The organism is Halomonas sp. I5-271120 (assembly GCF_030553075.1).
Taxonomy (GTDB): Bacteria; Pseudomonadota; Gammaproteobacteria; order Pseudomonadales; family Halomonadaceae; genus Onishia; species Onishia taeanensis_A.
This window is the reverse complement of the sequence record NZ_CP130701.1, coordinates 3,720,088-3,737,200: the sequence shown is the minus strand read 5'-3', so window position 1 is coordinate 3,737,200 and position 17,113 is coordinate 3,720,088. Positions and strand designations below refer to the sequence as shown.

At 57.2% G+C, this 17,113-nt stretch carries 15 protein-coding genes and 1 pseudogene; 7 read left to right on the top strand and 9 right to left on the bottom strand.

The annotated features are described in order from the left end of the window. Positions 1-3: 3 nt before the first annotated feature. Positions 4-1,020: a UDP-glucose 4-epimerase GalE gene (gene galE / locus Q2K57_RS16840; RefSeq protein ID WP_304525776.1), complete on the top strand. Its 1,017-nt coding sequence runs from the start codon at positions 4-6 to the stop codon at positions 1,018-1,020. Positions 1,021-1,100: 80 nt separating this feature from the next. Here the strand turns inward: galE and Q2K57_RS16835 are convergent, their stop codons facing one another. The 7 genes from Q2K57_RS16835 to Q2K57_RS16805 all read right to left on the bottom strand — a co-directional run bounded on the left by Q2K57_RS16835 (position 1,101) and on the right by Q2K57_RS16805 (position 10,906). Beyond that, positions 1,101-2,150 (bottom strand): site-specific integrase, encoded by a 1,050-nt coding sequence (locus Q2K57_RS16835; protein ID WP_304525775.1) that lies wholly within the window; start codon positions 2,148-2,150, stop codon positions 1,101-1,103. A 112-nt stretch (positions 2,151-2,262) separates the two neighbouring features. Continuing rightward, a complete protein-coding gene (locus tag Q2K57_RS16830; RefSeq protein WP_304525774.1) occupies positions 2,263-3,810 on the bottom strand; it encodes a DEAD/DEAH box helicase in 1,548 nt (515 codons plus the stop codon). Then, positions 3,807-4,418 carry a hypothetical protein gene (locus Q2K57_RS16825; protein ID WP_304525773.1) on the bottom strand — a complete coding sequence of 204 codons (612 nt, stop codon included), beginning with the start codon at positions 4,416-4,418 and terminating at the stop codon, positions 3,807-3,809. Before Q2K57_RS16825 ends, Q2K57_RS16830 begins: the two co-directional genes overlap by 4 nt. Beyond that, a complete protein-coding gene (locus tag Q2K57_RS16820) occupies positions 4,415-4,621 on the bottom strand; it encodes a hypothetical protein (RefSeq protein WP_304525772.1) in 207 nt (68 codons plus the stop codon). The genes Q2K57_RS16825 and Q2K57_RS16820 overlap by 4 nt, the downstream gene beginning before the upstream one ends. 616 nt (positions 4,622-5,237) lie before the next feature. Further along, complete coding sequence (locus Q2K57_RS16815) at positions 5,238-7,850, bottom strand: hypothetical protein (protein WP_304525771.1); 2,613 nt, start codon at positions 7,848-7,850, stop codon at positions 5,238-5,240. Further along, complete coding sequence (locus tag Q2K57_RS16810) at positions 7,834-10,299, bottom strand: hypothetical protein (protein ID WP_304525770.1); 2,466 nt, start codon at positions 10,297-10,299, stop codon at positions 7,834-7,836. The genes Q2K57_RS16815 and Q2K57_RS16810 overlap by 17 nt, the downstream gene beginning before the upstream one ends. A gap of 64 nt (positions 10,300-10,363) precedes the next feature. Further along, positions 10,364-10,906 (bottom strand): hypothetical protein, encoded by a 543-nt coding sequence (locus Q2K57_RS16805; RefSeq protein ID WP_304525769.1) that lies wholly within the window; start codon positions 10,904-10,906, stop codon positions 10,364-10,366. A 601-nt stretch (positions 10,907-11,507) separates the two neighbouring features. Between Q2K57_RS16805 and Q2K57_RS18405 the strand changes: the two genes are divergently transcribed. Together Q2K57_RS18405 and Q2K57_RS16800 are read left to right on the top strand one after the other, a co-directional pair. After that, positions 11,508-11,681, top strand: a complete 174-nt coding sequence (locus Q2K57_RS18405; protein WP_369700316.1) for a hypothetical protein — start codon at positions 11,508-11,510, stop codon at positions 11,679-11,681. Between the two features lie 248 nt (positions 11,682-11,929). Further along, complete coding sequence (locus Q2K57_RS16800; RefSeq protein ID WP_304525768.1) at positions 11,930-12,169, top strand: transposase family protein; 240 nt, start codon at positions 11,930-11,932, stop codon at positions 12,167-12,169. A 284-nt stretch (positions 12,170-12,453) separates the two neighbouring features. Here the strand turns inward: Q2K57_RS16800 and Q2K57_RS16795 are convergent, their stop codons facing one another. Continuing rightward, positions 12,454-12,603 (bottom strand): hypothetical protein, encoded by a 150-nt coding sequence (locus Q2K57_RS16795; protein WP_304525767.1) that lies wholly within the window; start codon positions 12,601-12,603, stop codon positions 12,454-12,456. 1,121 nt (positions 12,604-13,724) lie between these two features. After that, positions 13,725-14,144 carry a DUF2384 domain-containing protein gene (locus Q2K57_RS16790; protein WP_304525766.1) on the bottom strand — a complete coding sequence of 140 codons (420 nt, stop codon included), beginning with the start codon at positions 14,142-14,144 and terminating at the stop codon, positions 13,725-13,727. 487 nt (positions 14,145-14,631) lie between these two features. On the opposite strand from Q2K57_RS16790, the pseudogene Q2K57_RS16785 reads away from it, so the two are divergent. From Q2K57_RS16785 to Q2K57_RS16770, 4 genes and pseudogenes are all read left to right on the top strand, one after another. Next, a pseudogene (locus Q2K57_RS16785) lies at positions 14,632-15,882 on the top strand (IS256 family transposase). Between the two features lie 188 nt (positions 15,883-16,070). Beyond that, positions 16,071-16,325 (top strand): hypothetical protein, encoded by a 255-nt coding sequence (locus Q2K57_RS16780; protein ID WP_304525765.1) that lies wholly within the window; start codon positions 16,071-16,073, stop codon positions 16,323-16,325. 57 nt (positions 16,326-16,382) lie between these two features. Then, the gene (locus Q2K57_RS16775; protein WP_089715580.1) at positions 16,383-16,685 is read left to right on the top strand and encodes a type II toxin-antitoxin system HigB family toxin; all 303 of its coding nucleotides are present in this window, start codon (positions 16,383-16,385) and stop codon (positions 16,683-16,685) included. A gap of 3 nt (positions 16,686-16,688) precedes the next feature. Beyond that, entirely contained in the window at positions 16,689-17,069 is a 381-nt protein-coding gene (locus tag Q2K57_RS16770) for a type II toxin-antitoxin system HigA family antitoxin (RefSeq protein WP_304525764.1), read from the top strand. The last annotated feature ends 44 nt before the right edge of the window (positions 17,070-17,113 follow it).

Below are 17,113 nucleotides of genomic sequence, written 5' to 3'. Positions count from 1 at the left end.
TGTATGTCCATTTTGGTGACTGGGGGTGCTGGCTATATTGGCTCCCATATGGTGCTTTCACTACTGGAGCATCAGCATGATGTAATGGTGCTGGATAATCTGGCGAATTCTTCTCTTGAGGCACTACGTCGAGTAGAAAGTATTACTGGCAATTCTGTGATTTTTGTCGAAGGCGATATCCGTGATCGCGCATTGCTCGATCAGCTATTTTCTGAGCATGACATCTCAGATGTACTGCACTTCGCTGGCCTGAAAGCGGTTGGGCAAAGCGTAGAGCAACCTCTCCGTTACTTCGAAAATAATGTCAGTGGTACCTTGACCTTATGCCAGGCCATGGACGCTGCGGGGGTTAGACGACTGGTCTTCAGTTCTTCGGCCACCGTGTATGGCGAGGTGGCAACGATGCCCATACACGAGGGATTGCCCACCGGCACCCCAACCAACCCCTATGGCCGTTCCAAGCTAATGGTGGAAGAGGTGCTGAAGGATCTTGCCAAGGCAGATTCTCGTTGGTCGATTGCTTTGTTGCGTTACTTTAATCCAGTTGGAGCTCATGAGAGTGGCTTGATCGGAGAAGATCCTAACGATATTCCCAACAACCTTGTTCCGTTCATTTCTCAGGTCGCTATCGGTCGACGTGATGAGCTTTCTGTTTATGGCAACGACTACTCAACGCCGGATGGTACTGGCGTTCGTGATTATATTCATGTGAGTGATTTGGTGGATGGTCATCTATGTGCCATGCAGGCCATTGCGCGGCAGTCTGGGATCGGCATCTGGAACTTGGGAACAGGGCAAGGATATTCCGTACTCAACATGGTTCAGGCTTTTGAGGTGGCTTCAGGTCGTAACGTTCCATATCGCATTGCTCCTCGTCGGGAAGGTGATATTGCTGAGTGCTGGGCTGATCCCTCCAAGGCTGAGCGTGAATTAGGATGGAAAGCACAAAGAGACCTTGATGCCATGATGAAGGATACATGGCGATGGCAGGAGCAGAACCCGCAGGGTTACAGCTCATAGTGAGCCTTGAGTTCATACCATCATTTCAGTAGCCCGGCCTTGGCGCCGGGCTACTGCGTTTTGGAGCTTAACCACTCCAGTTAAAAGAAATCACCGGCACTGTCTTCGAATTCATCGGCAATGCGAATATAGCGTTCGAAGGTATTCTGGCTACGATGCCCGCTGACCCGCTTGATTTGTATATCGCTTTTGCCCCTCAAATGCGCTTCCGTGATAAACCCAGCGCGAAAGCTGTGGGGTGTATAGCCAATCTCCGACAGGCCAGCCTTCTCAAGCCCCTGTTTCATCCGCAGGTATACGGTATGATCGGACAAGCGCCCCGAGGACAGTCGGCCCTTGCTGCTAATACCTCGAAAGACAGCCTTGCGTTTGATACCTGATGCCCTGAGCCATTTCTCGAGCAGGGCGACGGCGCAATAGCGAGTGCCACTCGGTGCTCGCATGATGCTTTTGGTCTCGACTCTGCCCCCTTGGTTGGTCTTGCTCTGATGAAGCGTGATGGTAATGCCTTGCGGGCGCCACTCAATATCGTCAAGTTCCATGGCAACGATCTCGCTGCGGCGAAAGGCACCATAGAAGCAAAGGGCGAACAGGGCGCTGTCTCTCAGACCATGTAGCGTACCCCGGTCGAGTGCATCGAGAAGTGTATGAAGCTCGCGTAGCCGCAGGGCAGGCGCTGAAGCCTGTCGGCGATCGCGTGTTTTGTTGATTCCCCGCAAGACGCTTCTCACGGCCATGGTCTTAACCGGAGACGGCAGGTTCATATACCGGTGCCACATATGCAACGAGTTGGCATAGCGCGAAAGAGTGGCCGGCTTTTTGCCCAATGCATTCTGGCTGGAGAGATAGTTGGCAATTTGCGTCTCGGTGGCCGGCAGTTGGCCCCCCGATTGACGATAAACCCGCAGGTCGGCGCGCATGGCACGTACGGTGTTGGGCGACACACTTTCCGCCAGCAACCGTCGTGCTTCCGACGTCAGCCCTTCAGGATGGGCGGTTACGCTTTTCCTGTCGCTGGCTGTGTACGGGTTAGTCGTCTGATGTTGCGGTGATGTCCGTTTCATATTGACCCCTGTTGCTACTACCTGCTTATTCGATGACGTCGCTTCTCCCTCATGCATGGCAGGCATGGGGATTAACCTTTAGCCCGGCTGATTCCCGTGCGCCTGACGCCCATGACGGATACCTGCTGCTGACTACATCAGGAGGTACCAGGTCGAACGCGGCACGGGATGGCCCTTGCTAAGACGAGGGCAATCGGAGGGCAACGAGCCGAGCGATAAACGCCTGCGAGAAGGCCAAGTCGGGATCTGTCGCGATGGAGTGGTTGCCATCACCACCCATACTCAGCTGCACCTCGGGTGAGCTCGGATTGGCCTCTATCTCGGGGTTGGCGTAGACGTCATCGTTTTCACCCACGGGTGGGAGGTGCGAGGCATCGGGCTCATCGTCAGGGAGATGGCCAGGATAGTCCCGCCTTGCATCCGCCCCGTGAGACGCCTGACCAAGCGTGACCGAGGCCAGATCGTCTGGCAGGTCATCCGTGATGCGACGGGCATAACGGCGTAGGTAAGGTTCGTTGAGCGCATAGAGGTAGCAGTCGGCATCATCGGTGTCCTCTCGGCGAATGATGCGTCCCAGCACCTGACGGAAATATTGCTCAGTGCGGACGTGGCTCAAGTAGCAGCAGACGCGAAGGCGGGGTATGTCGACGCCCTCGCTGACCATGCCAACCGATACAATCCAAGGGGTCTGGGCGTCTCGAAAGGCATTGAGTCGTGCATGGGCATTCGGTGACTTGCTGGTGACCAGGCACACGGTGTGGCCAAGGTCTTCCAGGTGCTCCGCGAGGTCTTCGGCATGCGCAATGTCTGACGCGACCACCAACCCCGCCGCATCGGGATCGTGCTGACGCAGCTGCGCCAGCCGCTGGCAACCCAAAGACAGCACATGCGCCAGTGGCTCGGTGTGCCTGAGCAGTGCCGAGTAACTGACGGCTGGGTGACGCAGCAGGTGAGGGATGCTGGCGTAGTGATGCGTCGCCCGTTGCTGCTCTTTGGGCTGAAACGTCGATAGCTGAATATCGCGATTGTCGATCAAATGGACACGTGGGTAGCGGCAAACCCGATCCACAATTGCTTCTTGTAACGAGTAGACAAAATCCGGCACCAGCTGATGTTGCTGCGTGGCTGTATCCTGGTCATCTTCTGAAGGGCCATCGTCTCGGGTGCTCTCCATATAGCGAAGCAACGGCAGGCAGCTACCATCCGAGCGCCATGGGGTACCCGAGAGCGCCAAGGTAAAACGTACCAGCCGTTCCAGTGCCAGCAATCCCAATCCCCACTGGTTGGCACCGGCCATGTTGCCCGTATGACTGGCCGCATGGTGACTTTCATCCCAGACCAACAGCACGCGTCCCTGCTGGCTGAGCTGTTGAAGTTCAGCCAGGCGATGATGCAAGGCATGGTAGGTAAAGGCCGCCCCGGCCGCGCCCAGACGTCCGTGCATGGCCCGGCCTGTTATCTGCTCGAAGATGATTTGGGCGCGCTCGACCACTGCGGTGGTGGGCCCCAGGTAAATCACCAGGTCGATGGCATCGCTTTGCATGAGTTCATCGGCGAGCACCGCCGCCATCAGCATCTTGCCGGCCCCCGGCGTCGCCTGACACAGAAAGTGGGGGTGCGTATCCGACAAGGTCTGCAAGGCCTGTTCGATACAACGAGCTTGCCAAGGCCGCAGTGCTGGGCAATCGGTCAATGGCAGCAACCGGTTGGTTTTTCTGATGGTCATGATGTTGCCTCCTCAACGATCTGCTGACGTAGGGTCACCACAGCGTCCAGCGCCCCTTTTGCCTCGCTGCCACGTTGGCAGGCCGCTTGATGCAGCGGCTCGATCACCGTGCGTTGGTCGGGATACTGCTGCAGGATGTAGGCGTAGTGGCTTGCTTCACCCAGCGCGGCTTGCATATCAAGCTTGAGGCGATGGCATTCCTGGTTCAGAAACTCGGCAAAGGGCAGCGCTGATGCAGGATGGGCGGCATCAACCGACGCCTGTGTCTCGAGATCACCAGAGGCAGGCACATGATCCTCGGGACAGGCCGCAGGCTCGAGCACGAAGACGGGGCGACGCTTGCCCTGAAAGTCCACCTGATGGGCCAGCCCCTGCTGTTGCAGTGCCTTAATCCGGTCACGGATGCGGTAGCGCAAGGACTTGGGACAGGCGCGAGCCAGCTCTGGAAGTTTGATCAAGCGGTCACGCCATTCACAGACCGTGAAACGCTCGCCGCTTGCGGCATAGTCAGCGATGAGCCAGTCCATCTGCACACTGATACGCGTGCCAATCGAGGTGGCGTATTGCGCTTGTGATGCCTGGGGCACAGAGGGAGGCAGCGTGCTCATGATGTCACCTCCCAGAGGGCATCATTGCCTTCCTGGTCGGCGAGCAGGGCCAGCGTATGGGCCTTGCGCATATGAGCGTGATAGCGCCGGTAGCGGACGGATTCACTGCAGTTGGAAGCCAGGGCCGACATGGCCATGGCGCGATGGGCGGCAGCACGCGCACGGCGATCGCTGCGATGAGGGGACACAGTCAACTTGACCATGGGTAAAGCTCCTTTCTGATGGAGCCGTCCCCGCTGTCGCCAAACAGTGATGGGGGCGGCCGTACGCAGGTTGGCGAACCGGTCAGAAAGGACACCGGCAGACCCGAAGGTCTCCCACGCACGACCGCCATAACGCATGGCAGACACAAAAAAAGCGCCAACCATGGTAGGGCGCTTGTGCGCCTTCCTGAATCGGGTCGCCAAACCCGATCGAGTAATTTGACTCGACACAGATAAGTTAGCAGATTGCTGTTTCCCGGTAAATGGGATATGGCACATATATCGGTCTACCCGCCGACCATGCTGGCTGTCTCGTTTTCTCAGGCTGTTGTCAGTGCGACTAACAAGGAAAGGAGTGGGCGTGCTGCAGGGAGCTGGGACGCCCTGGGCTTGGGGTAAGCTGAATGATTCATAAAGATTATTCCCTTTTATCGCTTTGTCGATTAAAGGGGGTAATCAGGTATGTCATTCAGATATCACCCCATCTTCAGTTCCGGTGAGGCTGATGGCATTTTGGTGACAGGCGCCATGCCTGTCATGCTTTTCTGGTCATCCCGCGTCAGATACCTTTCTTGCGTGCCTTGGCGATGCCGGCATGGCGGCCCGTCGAGCGGCATCAAGAGGTCGCACGTCGGTTAGACCACGTCATGTCCAAGGCATGACTGTGAATCAAGCCCAGCGAATGGCTGTAGGTATGCAACAAGGTGTTGACGTGCCGGTGACCGATCAACTTGGCTAGCTGGCCGATCAGCGAGCCTTTCTCGATCGACTCGCTTCCCTCGGCACCACACAGATAGACCAGGAAATGCTCCAGGGCTTCCGGTTGGAACATCCAGTGGAACCGATAGTGCAGTGATTCGCGAAAGTCTGCATGTTGGGCGGCATGCAGGCGCAATTGCCACCAGGAAGCCGCGCTATGGCGGAGCCCGTGGAAATCAATACCGCTCCCCCAGCGTTGACGGAGCCAATCCAGCAGCGGATCAATCAAGCCCTGACGTTGGTAAGCCAGTGGGCTGAACAACGGGCCAAAGAGCCCAATATCTTTCAGGTCGTGTGTCGGGGCGACGTCGCGGCGGGTGTCCCACCAGCGGACCAGGCATTGCGTGACCTCGGGTGGCGCCAACAGGTGGAGTGGCAGCCGCCGGCGGGCCGAGGACGTCTTTCCGCAACGGATATAGACCCAGCACTCAAGCATCACCTTGCTGTCGGGCGTCGCTGACGCCTGTAATCCCTTGGCGAAGTGTTGATGAAGTGCTGCCCATTCACCATGCAGGTCCGGTTGCTCGATCCGAATATCACGCAGTGTCAGCTGACAGACTTCCGAGGCACGCAGGCCCGCGTAATAGCCCAGGGCAAGGCTCAAGGCAAACTGGGTGTTGGTCTGGCTGGGATGTGTATGTCCGACCAATGACCGCCAGGCCTGATCCATCTGCAAAGGATTGACCATCCGTGTCCGACGAGTAGAGAGGTGTGCCTCTGAGGAAGAAGGGGGGTTAACGTCCTCGAGGATGTGGTAGTCCTGGCAGAATTGGATAAACATTCCCATCGTGCGCAAAAAATGCTGGCGAGTGTTATGCCCCCAGCGCTTATAGGATTGTCCCTCATTGCAGAGTTCATCAACGCTGTCCTGGTCCCAACCGGGGACATCGGCAATGGCATCATGGAGCAGCAGAGGCGGCGGCATCAGGCGCGACAGATAGGTTCGAACGCTCGAAATCTTACTCTCATGGTGGACCAGTTGGCTGCAGGCGAAAGCCACCAGCCAGTGCCCGAAGCTATCTTCGGTTCCCACGATCTCGGTGAGCTTTTTCATCGTGTCATGGCGCAGTTGCCGAAGGGGAGCCTGGTACCTTTGAGCCTTCAGCTTGTTGACGGTCGTGAGACTCTGTAGCTGACCTGAAAACCTTAAGACGGCATGACGAAGCGCATAGCTTTGATCGATGGACAAAGGCTGCACGTCTCCATCGGTTCCGCCTGGCGTCGTGACGGCGAGATCATCTGTCTTGAGCCTACTGTCCCGCCCCTTCGGCCTGAGCAAAGCAGCGTCGCTGACATGGTGATTCAATGCCTCGGGCTGGTGACTTGTCTCATGCCTGTGGCCCCGGCCGCCAGGTGCGTAGCGGTCTCGGCCATTCCCGCAGGTGATCGGTTCGCCTGAGTCGGTCGGCAGAGGATAGTCTGACAGGATGTCCAGCCATACAGAGGCGATTCCCTTGTGTTGCGCAACAAGCGCCGCGTAGCGGCCCATGGTGGACCAACTCGACAGCCGGTTGAGCGTTGAGCGGTGCTGAGGGTATGCCTGTTTCATCTCTTTGAGCAAGGTCTTCGCAGCGTGATCCAGTCGCTTTTGAAGCTGCTGTTGACGCGTATGGGGCTTGGGCACTGTCTTGCCGGGGCGCTCCAGCGCCAACCACTCACATCGCTGGCCTGATGCGACATGCAGCAGATGGGTGAGGGGGTCCATCACCGCCCGCGGCAGCTGGAGGGTATAATAGCCCATCGATTGATGAGCCGGATCATTCTCGAGGCCCCTGCTTCCTTGCTTGCCTCCCGTAGGGGCGCCAGGGGTCCCCGTGTTCTCCCATGCCTCCTGGAGCGGTTGGTTATTCTGGAACTGTGACGGTAGCTTAACCCTGCGATTGGCCTTATCGACATGACGCGTACCCAGCAAGGCCAGGGTACCCACCAGCACCTTCGGTCCCATCCCTAGCCGGCAGCCCATCCGGATCGCCAAGGTCAGCAACCAGCGGTCTGGGTGATGGGTCTGTTTACGCCAGGCATCGAGGTGCCGATCTACCACCTGCATGGCGGCCAGTCCTTGTGTTTCCTGTATTGACGTCGGCGCGTGGCTGGGGCGAGGCATCGGCACTGCCCGGGTAGGCAGCAGGATCGTCAGTTCGGGGAGGGCGTTGAGTGAGGCGACTATCGCCTCGACTCGGCGCTGGTGGTGGCGACGCCTTGGCGGTGTAGGCTGGGTCTCCTTCAGCCATTCGTATAGCTCATCCGTAATCTGGCGGACCCCTTTATCCGTTACCACGCCGTCGGCGTTGACATGGGCAGGCAAGCGCTGGCTGATCTGCCAGACCAATGCTGAACGGCTCGTGCGATCCTTTCGACACAGATCGGACTGAGGGGAGGCAACGCTGTCATCAGGGCGGTCTTGGTTCACGTGGTTGCCCTCCAGATAGCTCCAGATATGGTGTGACATGTTTTCAGTGGCGGAGGGCATGCTGAAGTGAGCTCCGGGTCAGTGTTTGATGTCCCGCTTCTTTCAGCAGGTCTGATATAACGGTTTGCCAAGCACTACGAGCGGGACCTGCCGCGGCGCTCCCGGGCCCCTGTTGGCGAAATCCGCTGACATGGCCCAACAACGCCGCTAGCTGCGTCTCTGATAACAGCCCTCTACAGTAAGTGGCCATACTATGGCGGGTGATATTGCGGACGGCGTCGTCAGGCACCAGACGTGGTTCAGCGTCGCTTGGCTGTAGGGTGGTCAACTGCTGAATAAAGCGCCGGTGAGTGATGGGAGCCACCGCCATCTGTGTGCGGCGGGTCTCATTGATCTCAGCGCAGAGGGAGAATTCCCCGGCGAGACGGTGCTCATTCACTGTATAACCTTGGCGCTCTAACCAGCCGGTGGCGTCCGCCACGAGGCGCTGATGCGCATCCAGGCTTGCCTGTAGCTCTTTGGCTGCGGGAATCCAGCGACTCTCAAGAGCCCGCGGCGAATTCTTGTCAGCTAGCCACAGGTAGTCACCGACTCGCTCACAACGAACCCGAGTCCCATGGGGACGGCAACCCGTTGTCAGCAACATCAAGAGGTAGCTGTGCGCTGCGGAGATGGCAATGACCTCGAGCAGGGCTTGCGGAGAACGCTCACGAGGGTTCAGAGGATTGATGAACTGCCGTGCTGCTCGGCCCATCCCTTTTTGTAGCCACTGGAACCATGGGCGGAACTCGGCGACAGGCACGGCATGTGGAGAACCTGTCTGCCAGTTCGCCGCGCGTGGGTTCGGTGTGTCAGCCCAGGCAACGGGAGGCCCTGTCAGCCAGCTAGGGCGAGGCGACAGGCTGGGCAGGAGGTATGACACTACCTTGTGGAAGAGGGCATCGAGTTCGCCGGGGGCGAGAGCACGGTAAGCTGCCGGTGCTGATAGGGCCATGCCGAAACGTCCGCTGAGCGCCCTGGCCGCCACATCGTCCTGTGCCGCGGGGCGTTTCAACATCCAGCTGGTAGCCGCCAGTCGGTTCGGCGTCGGTGGTAGGCCAGCCGTACGGCGTGACATTGGCGTCCAGTGGCGTTTGAGTGTTTTTGCAGTACGCCTAAATGGCTGACGCCCCTGTTCAACAACAGCCTGCCGCATGGCTTGTATTAGCACGTCGGGCAGTGCCAGCGTGACCCAGCGGTGGTCGTGGCTCATTGGAGTGCTGCTGGGACCGTCCAGCAGACAATAAGTCAATAACGTGTTATCCGCGACCACCTGAGGGGCGTCTGCATCCGCGCTTTTTTCCCATGTCGGTGTCGTATCGACCGTGAGCGACTGCAGCCTCTCGAGGGGCATCCCGGTGCACAGCAGCAGAATACTCAGTGCCCACTGTGCGGGATCATGTCGACAACTGGTCAGTGCTTCAATCAACTGGCCAGTGGTCAGGCGATGAATGTCGGTCATCGATGTCAGGGTATCGACCAAGGACATCCGCTGAGCGTATTGGACGACGTGTCGATCATCGTCAACACTCATGGTGCTTGGCGTGGTCCGCTGCAGAAGATCTTCTTGTTCATCTGCCTCCCCGCCATGGTTCGAAGCCCTGGCGGATGGGACCTGGCGATAGGGCCCCTGTTCGACGAGCCCACTATATTCGCTACTGGATCTCGTTCCTTCCTGCTGGTCCTGTCGATCCATTGACGGGCGAGATGTTGGCTGCTGGTGGCGTGCCGCTCGTTTGCGCACGCTTTCCTGCATTTCCTTATCGAGGGCGTCATCACGCTGCCCCCCTCGCCGACGACGACGCTGGGCAGCGCGATTCTGCTGGCGAACACCAGGTTTGCATGCAGTGCCATCACCCACGATACGGTTCATGCCACGGAATAATCGTTGGAACCTGCCTGCCTTGTCTCGCCAGTTCTGAGGTACCGAAGCTGCGTTGGCGAGATACCAGTTGATCCGCCCCATAAGGAAGTGATCCTCCGCCTCACCCTCTTCAGGTTGGTTATCATCCTGATTGGCGATTTTCGACAGGACATCCCGCGTTTGCACGACGTCGGTGTACAGTGTTTGCGGGTGAGCATCCTGAGAAACGCGAGCGAAATAGGTACTCATCATGCGTCGGCATGCCTTTCGGAAGCTGTGATGTAGCGTGTGGCTTCCTGTGATCTTCGTCATCGCCAGGTATAGCGGGTGAGATGTGGCGATGTAACGGCGTTGTTCGGCCTGGACGGGCAGTTGTTCGACAAGGGTCTCGACGGACCATGTCGTAGGGACGTTTTGGTCGTTCAGATAAAACTGCAGTGCCTGCAGCACATCCGATCGACTGAGGGGTGGCAGCGCATAGCTAATGCTAGCTCGTACCAAATTTCGCTGGCCTTCTGACAATGTCGTGGCTTGGTCTAGTGTCGTATCCCAATCGTTGATGATCTCGTTTGGGAGTCGATGGCGCTTGGTTGTGGTCAGGCTCATGGTCAGTGGTCCTCTCAAGTCAAGCTGCTCTGAGGCTGGCCTCACAGCAGCTTGCTTAGCATGGCTATGCGTTAGGTGATTTTCTGTATGAACAGATTGTCCCCTCCACGACCCGCTCGGCGCAGAGAAAACGATAGTGATGCAGCGTCAGGGTGCTCACACCGAACAGACAACGAGCAACCGACTGTTCCAGCTCGCTATTCTCTAGCAGCACGTCGACCACCTCGTGCCAGCTTTTGCCCTTCGCATTGTAACGGGAGTGGCGATGATGCTGGCACCAGGCACGTTCTCCGAACCAAAACCTCAGCACTAGCACTAGAGAGGCATCCAGACGGCTGTGGTCAATCAGGTCACAGCACACCTGCTGTTCGCTATGCAGGCGGTCCGCCCAGTCGTTCAACAACGCGCTATTGATGATCTCAATCTCCCCACTCTGATGCAGAAATCCTGTGGGTCGGAGTGCGCCGATATCGATCGGTGTGTCATCGAGGAGGCCTGATGCGTCACCCTGGTTGAGGTCTCGTAGGTGGAGGGTAGTGGACTGCATAGGAATCAAAAGATTGCTCTCTGGTGTCAGTGATACTAGGCGTGGGTCAGATGTTTTCATTTCGCTTTTCCTGTATGTATCGACGGTTCATCCGCCGTCGGATTATTTACAGGGGCCTAGTCGGGTATCTTTGCGCTAATGGGAGCGAATTTTTTTGCGGACGGCGTTTACCGGACCAGTCTGAGTGGTCCCTTTCAGCTGGAAGAGGAGGCAGTAGCGCGATCAAGAAGATGAAGTGAACAACGAATCTTTCGTCAAATACTGGACTCCATACGCCCGCTCAGCATTAACCCAAGGCGTTATATCTGCGCTGGAACGGTCTTGACGTGATGGTGTTTTCTGTTGCGGAGGGAGGGCTTGGCGATCAATCGGCGACGAACTGACTGTCGTTATGGTGAGGTAAGGCGGCAGAACTGCGCCCAGTGACGCAAGTTAGGGGGCGGTCGAGAACGACGAGGCCCAACCAGTGCTGTCGAAGGACGTTGTCTTGGATCAGCGAGCCGTAGGTCACCGGTTGCGTGTGCTGAATATTGCGTATGACGTCGAGCGGCAACGCGTCGGATCACGGGAAGAGACATCCCTACCGGGCAGCGTTTTGTCACGCGAATGAAAGGTCACGCGGGACCTTCTCTACCCGGCAACATCTACTCAGAATGCTTCCATCGACAGATTCAACGTCACGTGCCGTTACGGTTGTCCCAACCAGGACGGGTTTCTGAGCCTTGCCGGTGCAAGGCAGGAAATCGACCAACGGGGCGCCCACCACAATGATGTCAGGCCTACGGCTTGCTGGGCTATCTGCTACTCGTTGCCTATGCCCAGCGGTGTGCAATAAGGAAAGCGTGTTCACATCGATGGCAGACCTATTTCAGCGGTAAGGTCAACGCCGTGGCATGGAACATTGCCGTGACATTAACGTCGGGCCCTGTCAGGCGGTGCCACGCTGAAGGGTAGTGAAAGGCCATGGCATTCGAGTGAGGGCGGTTTTGCACACTGGCGCCGAAACTGTGGATGGCGGCCTCGTGCTACACGATAGTTTGCTACTCCTGACCTCAACCATTACGCCTCCTCGGATGCTGCTTGATGACCGTCGACATCTACAGCCGCAAGATTGTTGAGGCCGAGGTGTTCGACCAGCAGTCCATGCCCAACAGCAGCGAAGTGATCCAGCGTGCCGTGCTGCGCAGCTGCATTAACCAGCCACTGGTATTGCACGCAGATAACGGCTCCGCCATGAAGGGGTCGATGCGCCGGGCGACACTGCAGCGACTGAATATCACCCCGTCATACAGACGCCCTCGGGTCTCCAATGACTGTCGGTAGCACCCTGGGCGTTGGAGCAGTGACACCTGCCATTAATTGCTGCCCCGGGCGGTCTGGCTGTATCCGAACCAGGAAGACCCGTTGATTAACGCGATCAAGGATTAGAAGTTGCCTTATTCAAAGTGCCAACAAGCTTGGCAGGCATCGGGCGTTGTGGAGTAAAACGCCTCGTGGCTGTCGTGCTGATGGAAGTGGAGGAGTCCGTAGTCAGAGATCTCTCGGGTGCACGCACTTCCGTCAAGCGCCTGTAATACCATTCTCGTTGCCGGGGCAGGACGCCGGGACTAAACAACGAGAAGACGAACAAATACATCTCGATCAGCTAAAAGAGCATTGATCGCCTGCTTGAGTGCGCCCAGGTAAAGCCTTGCCAGACGACCGTCTTGATAAAGACTACCGGTGTACACATTATGCGATGGGATGGCCTCGGCCATTACGCCCACACTTGTACCGTTATTCTCGGTGAGACACATCGTTACTTCTTGCCATGATGCATCTGGCACATAGCGAGCTGTATGTATCATCTACCCAATATAGTGCGCAGCAAGGTGATGCATGATGAGTGCCAACGCCTATGCGTGCTGAGAGTTAAGTACTGAGAGCACTCTCGCTACGCTGATTGCAGGTTGAGGCATGCCGGCATGCGATTTAGCGAATAGGGCAATGGAAACGTGACGTGCTTCTTGGCCACCACGGTGTCTATTTATCTGGTTCTGTATTCGCCAAGAAAATGAAAGGCATCAAATATTGTGCGTATATCTTGGTTACTTATGACGAGCATAAATATAAAGCGGCAATCTTGCATTATGTCGCACAGGTGCTCGACGCCAAAACCAGTGACTACGATGTCGTGGAAATCATCCGGCGCGTAATGTTCTGCATTCTGGACGGAAGCAGCACTATGTATATGAAGGATAAGTCGCTCATTTATTACAGTTGGCGAGATGCCTTAGTATGCTCCGGCCTATTATATTGTCTCGGTATGCCCCCTATATTCCCAATGACGACACGGAACTCTGCATCTGTCGATTGCCGCGTTAGGGGTTGATTCAGGTTAACATTAAGTGGCAAGGCGCGCATTCATACTGGTTAGTTATAAATATCTCGAGATTATGCTTGTGGGAGATGCCTGATGGCATACGAACGTTGCCGGCAAACCGGCTTGTTTTTTGAAACCGAAAATAGGGCAATAGGGCGGCAGAAGCTTTGGAACTGAATCTGCGGCTTTGATTCTGAAAGGCGAGCACCTGGCGGGCTTCGGTTTCAAAGACATGTCAATGGCGCGTGATGGGGTTTGAAATCGAATGTCTTGTTTTGGTCTCAAAACGCCGTTACCGGCGCCAAAATCCACGGAAGGCTCTATCACGGGGCCTGTAGGCGGATTGGGGCTTTTCGATAACAATCACTTATCGTGTGTAGCGTTTTGATCTCTTCGTTGTACTACCAGCAGCGCAAGGGGCTCGCAGAAGCTCTAATCCGGATGCACTGGTTGGCGCGATCGCCCAACGAGGGGCATGAACACAATATGCTGATTGATCTGGCAAATTGATAAGGATTATCCGGCAGCGCCAGCGCTAAGCGATTGGACGTAGCCCAATAGGTCATCGGCTCGTCCATCACTTACCAACTGCTCAGGTGTCTTGAAATCGAACGCGCTCAACGGCTCATTGCGGAACCAGAACGCGGCATCCTGTAAATTGTCATTCACAGCAGCCGCGGCGCCCATGACTCGTACTGCGTCCCGTAGATAGGTCTGCAGCTTCTCAGACCCTTGGGCACGGTTCACTGTTACGCGGTGGACGTGGGCACGAGCAGCAAGCGTCTGAACGTCCATGCCCATGGCACGGCAAAACATCCTAGGGCTGATGATAGGGCTCTTGTCATGACGTGCGCGAGCTTTCAGATCAGAAATGAACTGATCGAAGGTGTCGGGAGCATCATAGTCGGACGGTTCGATGATTGCTTCAGCACTCATAGCCTAACCTCCCCACAGGAATGCAGCGAAAGTGCTACATAAATGCATCATGGCCATACAGGTAGCCTACGTCCAACCCTTCATTTGATCCCTTGGAATAACCTCGGGCTATAGACCCGGTTTTGGGTGCTGATGAGGCATATCTTTCCGATGTCGGGGTGGTGCGGATTCACTACGGCGATTTGATCGAGGCCTGCGGCCGCGGTACTGGGTACAAGGAGAATCAGGGGTTTGCCGGCCTTCAGAAAATTCGTTCCCATCCGTCGCGTATCATGCCTCGGAGGGTGACGATCCGAGCCTTCCGGCAGTGCATCAAGCGCTATGGTTTCAATGGCGCTCGACGCCGCCTCGTAGATGCCTAGCACGTAGTCTTTCGGGATCAGGCGGGAGCTATGGTGATTTCTGGTGTACGGGAGGAGATAGGAAGGGTGGCGTATCCTGTTGATTGATCACGACCAAGATCTCAATCAACAAAAGCGGATACGCCATGACCGATTCTACCCTCCGAGCTTTGTCACAGCCAGAAGCCGAGATCTCCGGCCCGTTGCACGAGCTGTTGCGCCAAGGGGCACAAGACCTGATTGCCAAGGCGGTGGAGGCCGAGCTGGCTACCTTCCTTGACCAATATGCCGACACGAATATGGCAGACGGCCGACGGGCGGTGGTGCGCAACGGCTATTTGCCGGAGCGTACCGTTCAGACAGGTATCGGTGATGTCGCCGTCAAGGTGCCCAAGGTTCGGGATCGCAGCGGTGACGGGGTTCGCTTCAACAGTAGCCTGCTGCCGCCCTACCTGAAGCGCGCTCGCAGCATCGAGGAGCTGATCCCGTGGCTCTATCTGAAAGGGATCTCCACCGGCGACTATCAGGAAGCCTTGGCAGCGTTGCTGGGCGACCAGGCCAAGGGCCTGTCGGCCAATACGGTGTCACGGCTCAAGAAGCGGTGGGAAGACGAACATGCTGAGTGGCGACAGCGGGACCTGGCCCACCAGCACTACGTCTACTGGTGGGCCGATGGTGTTTACAGCAACGTCAGAATGGATGATCGCCTCTGCTTGTTGGTGATCATCGGCGTCACCGAGCAGGGCCGCAAGGAACTGGTGGCGGTCGAGGATGGCTTCCGGGAGTCGGCGGATAGTTGGAAGACGCTGCTGACGGGGCTGCGAGAGCGTGGCCTGACGCAAGCCCCAAAGCTAGCAGTAGGTGACGGCGCCATGGGGTTCTGGGCGGCGCTGAGCAAGATCTGCCCAGAAACTGACCATCAGCGCTGCTAGGTCCATAAGACCGCTAACGTGCTGAACAAGCTGCCGAAATCCGTTCAGCCCAAGGTCAAGGCCGACCTGCATGACATCTGGATGGCCGAGACCCGCGACGAGGCCCTCAAGGCCTTTGATCGCACGCTAAAACGCTTCGAAGCCAAGTACCCAAAAGCGATGGAGTGCCTGGCCAAGGATCAGGAAGAGATGCTGGCGTTCTATGGCTACCCGGCCGAACATTGGGTGCATATCCGCACCACCCACCCGATCGAATCGACCTTCGCCACGGTCCGCCTACGCAGTAAGCGAAGCCGAAACTGCGGCTCTCGGGCGATGACTCTGGCGATGGTCTTCAAGCTGCTTCAGAGCGCCCAAAAGCGATGGAGGCGCATCAACTTCCAGAAGCTGGAACTGGTCGTCAGCAACGTCAAGTTCCAGGACGGGGAGCAGGTAACCGATCAATCCGACAGGAATGCGGCCTGACCGCCGTACACCAGATTTGACGATAACTCTCGCCCACTACTTTCACGCTTATTCCCAGAGTGAGGGCAAATGCCAGCCACGGTTGGTCGGGTCCATCGTTCTGGTTCTAGAACGCGTGGCCCGCCAACGCCCGCAAGTGCCGCTGGCAACGTCGTGAGGCCGAAGAGGCTCGCAAACGCGAGGAGGCCTTGGCCCGACTGGAAGATGGCGAGCGCGTGGCAGCGTGGCGTCTGGCTGTGGCTCGCGATGACCTGGCGACGCCGCTGGAGAGCTGGGCGGAGAGCGGCCTGTTCGAGGTGGACGGCACCCTGACCCCGAAGGGACGCACCCTGGTCGAGGGCGGAGCGGCCAAGGCGGAGGACAGTTCTGTCCTGAGGCGACCCCGGCGAAGCCCTGGCCGGGCATGCTGTCACGTTTGTCGTTCGAACGCTGAGGTGGAATGAACTGTAAGGTTTGACAGTAGTCCCAAATTGGGACAATATGCTTGACAAGGAGGTGGCATGAGAATAATAGCAATCAAAAACCTCAGGGATTTCTGGGAGCAGCATCCCGACGCTAAGGGCCCGCTGGAGGCCTGGGCAGACGAAGTAAAGCACTCGGAGTGGCAGAGCTCGCATGACATCAAGGCGAGATACCCAAGAGCCAGCATATTGGGTAACAAGCGCGTCGTTTTCGACATCAAGGGCAACGATTACCGGCTTATCGTGAGCGTTGCGTATCGGTTCGGCGCAGTCTATATCAAGTTCATCGGCACCCATGCGGAGTACGACAAGGTGGACGCCGAGACAGTTGAGATGGAGTGATCTATGAATATTCGCCCGATTCGCACCGATGTCGATTACAAGGCCGCCCTGCGCGAGGTATCTGCGTACTTCGACAACGAGCCTGAGCCCGGCACCGAGGACGGCGATCGCTTCGACATCCTGCTGACTCTGATCGAGCACTACGAAGCGCAGCAATTCCCCGTGGATCTGCCGGACCCCATCGAGGCCATCAAGTTTCGGATGGAGCAGGAAGGTCTTACCGCCAAGGATCTGGAGGCGGCTATCGGCAAGCGCAACCGCGTCTACGAGATCCTCAACGGTAAGCGCAACCTGACCCTGGCCATGGTCTGGAAGCTCCACGAAATGTTCGGGATCCCGGCAGAGAGCTTGATCAAGCCTCCGCGCCATGCAAAGAGCACCTGATCCTCCTCTTCTCCAGAATCCTTTCTACAGCCGCCCATCGAGGC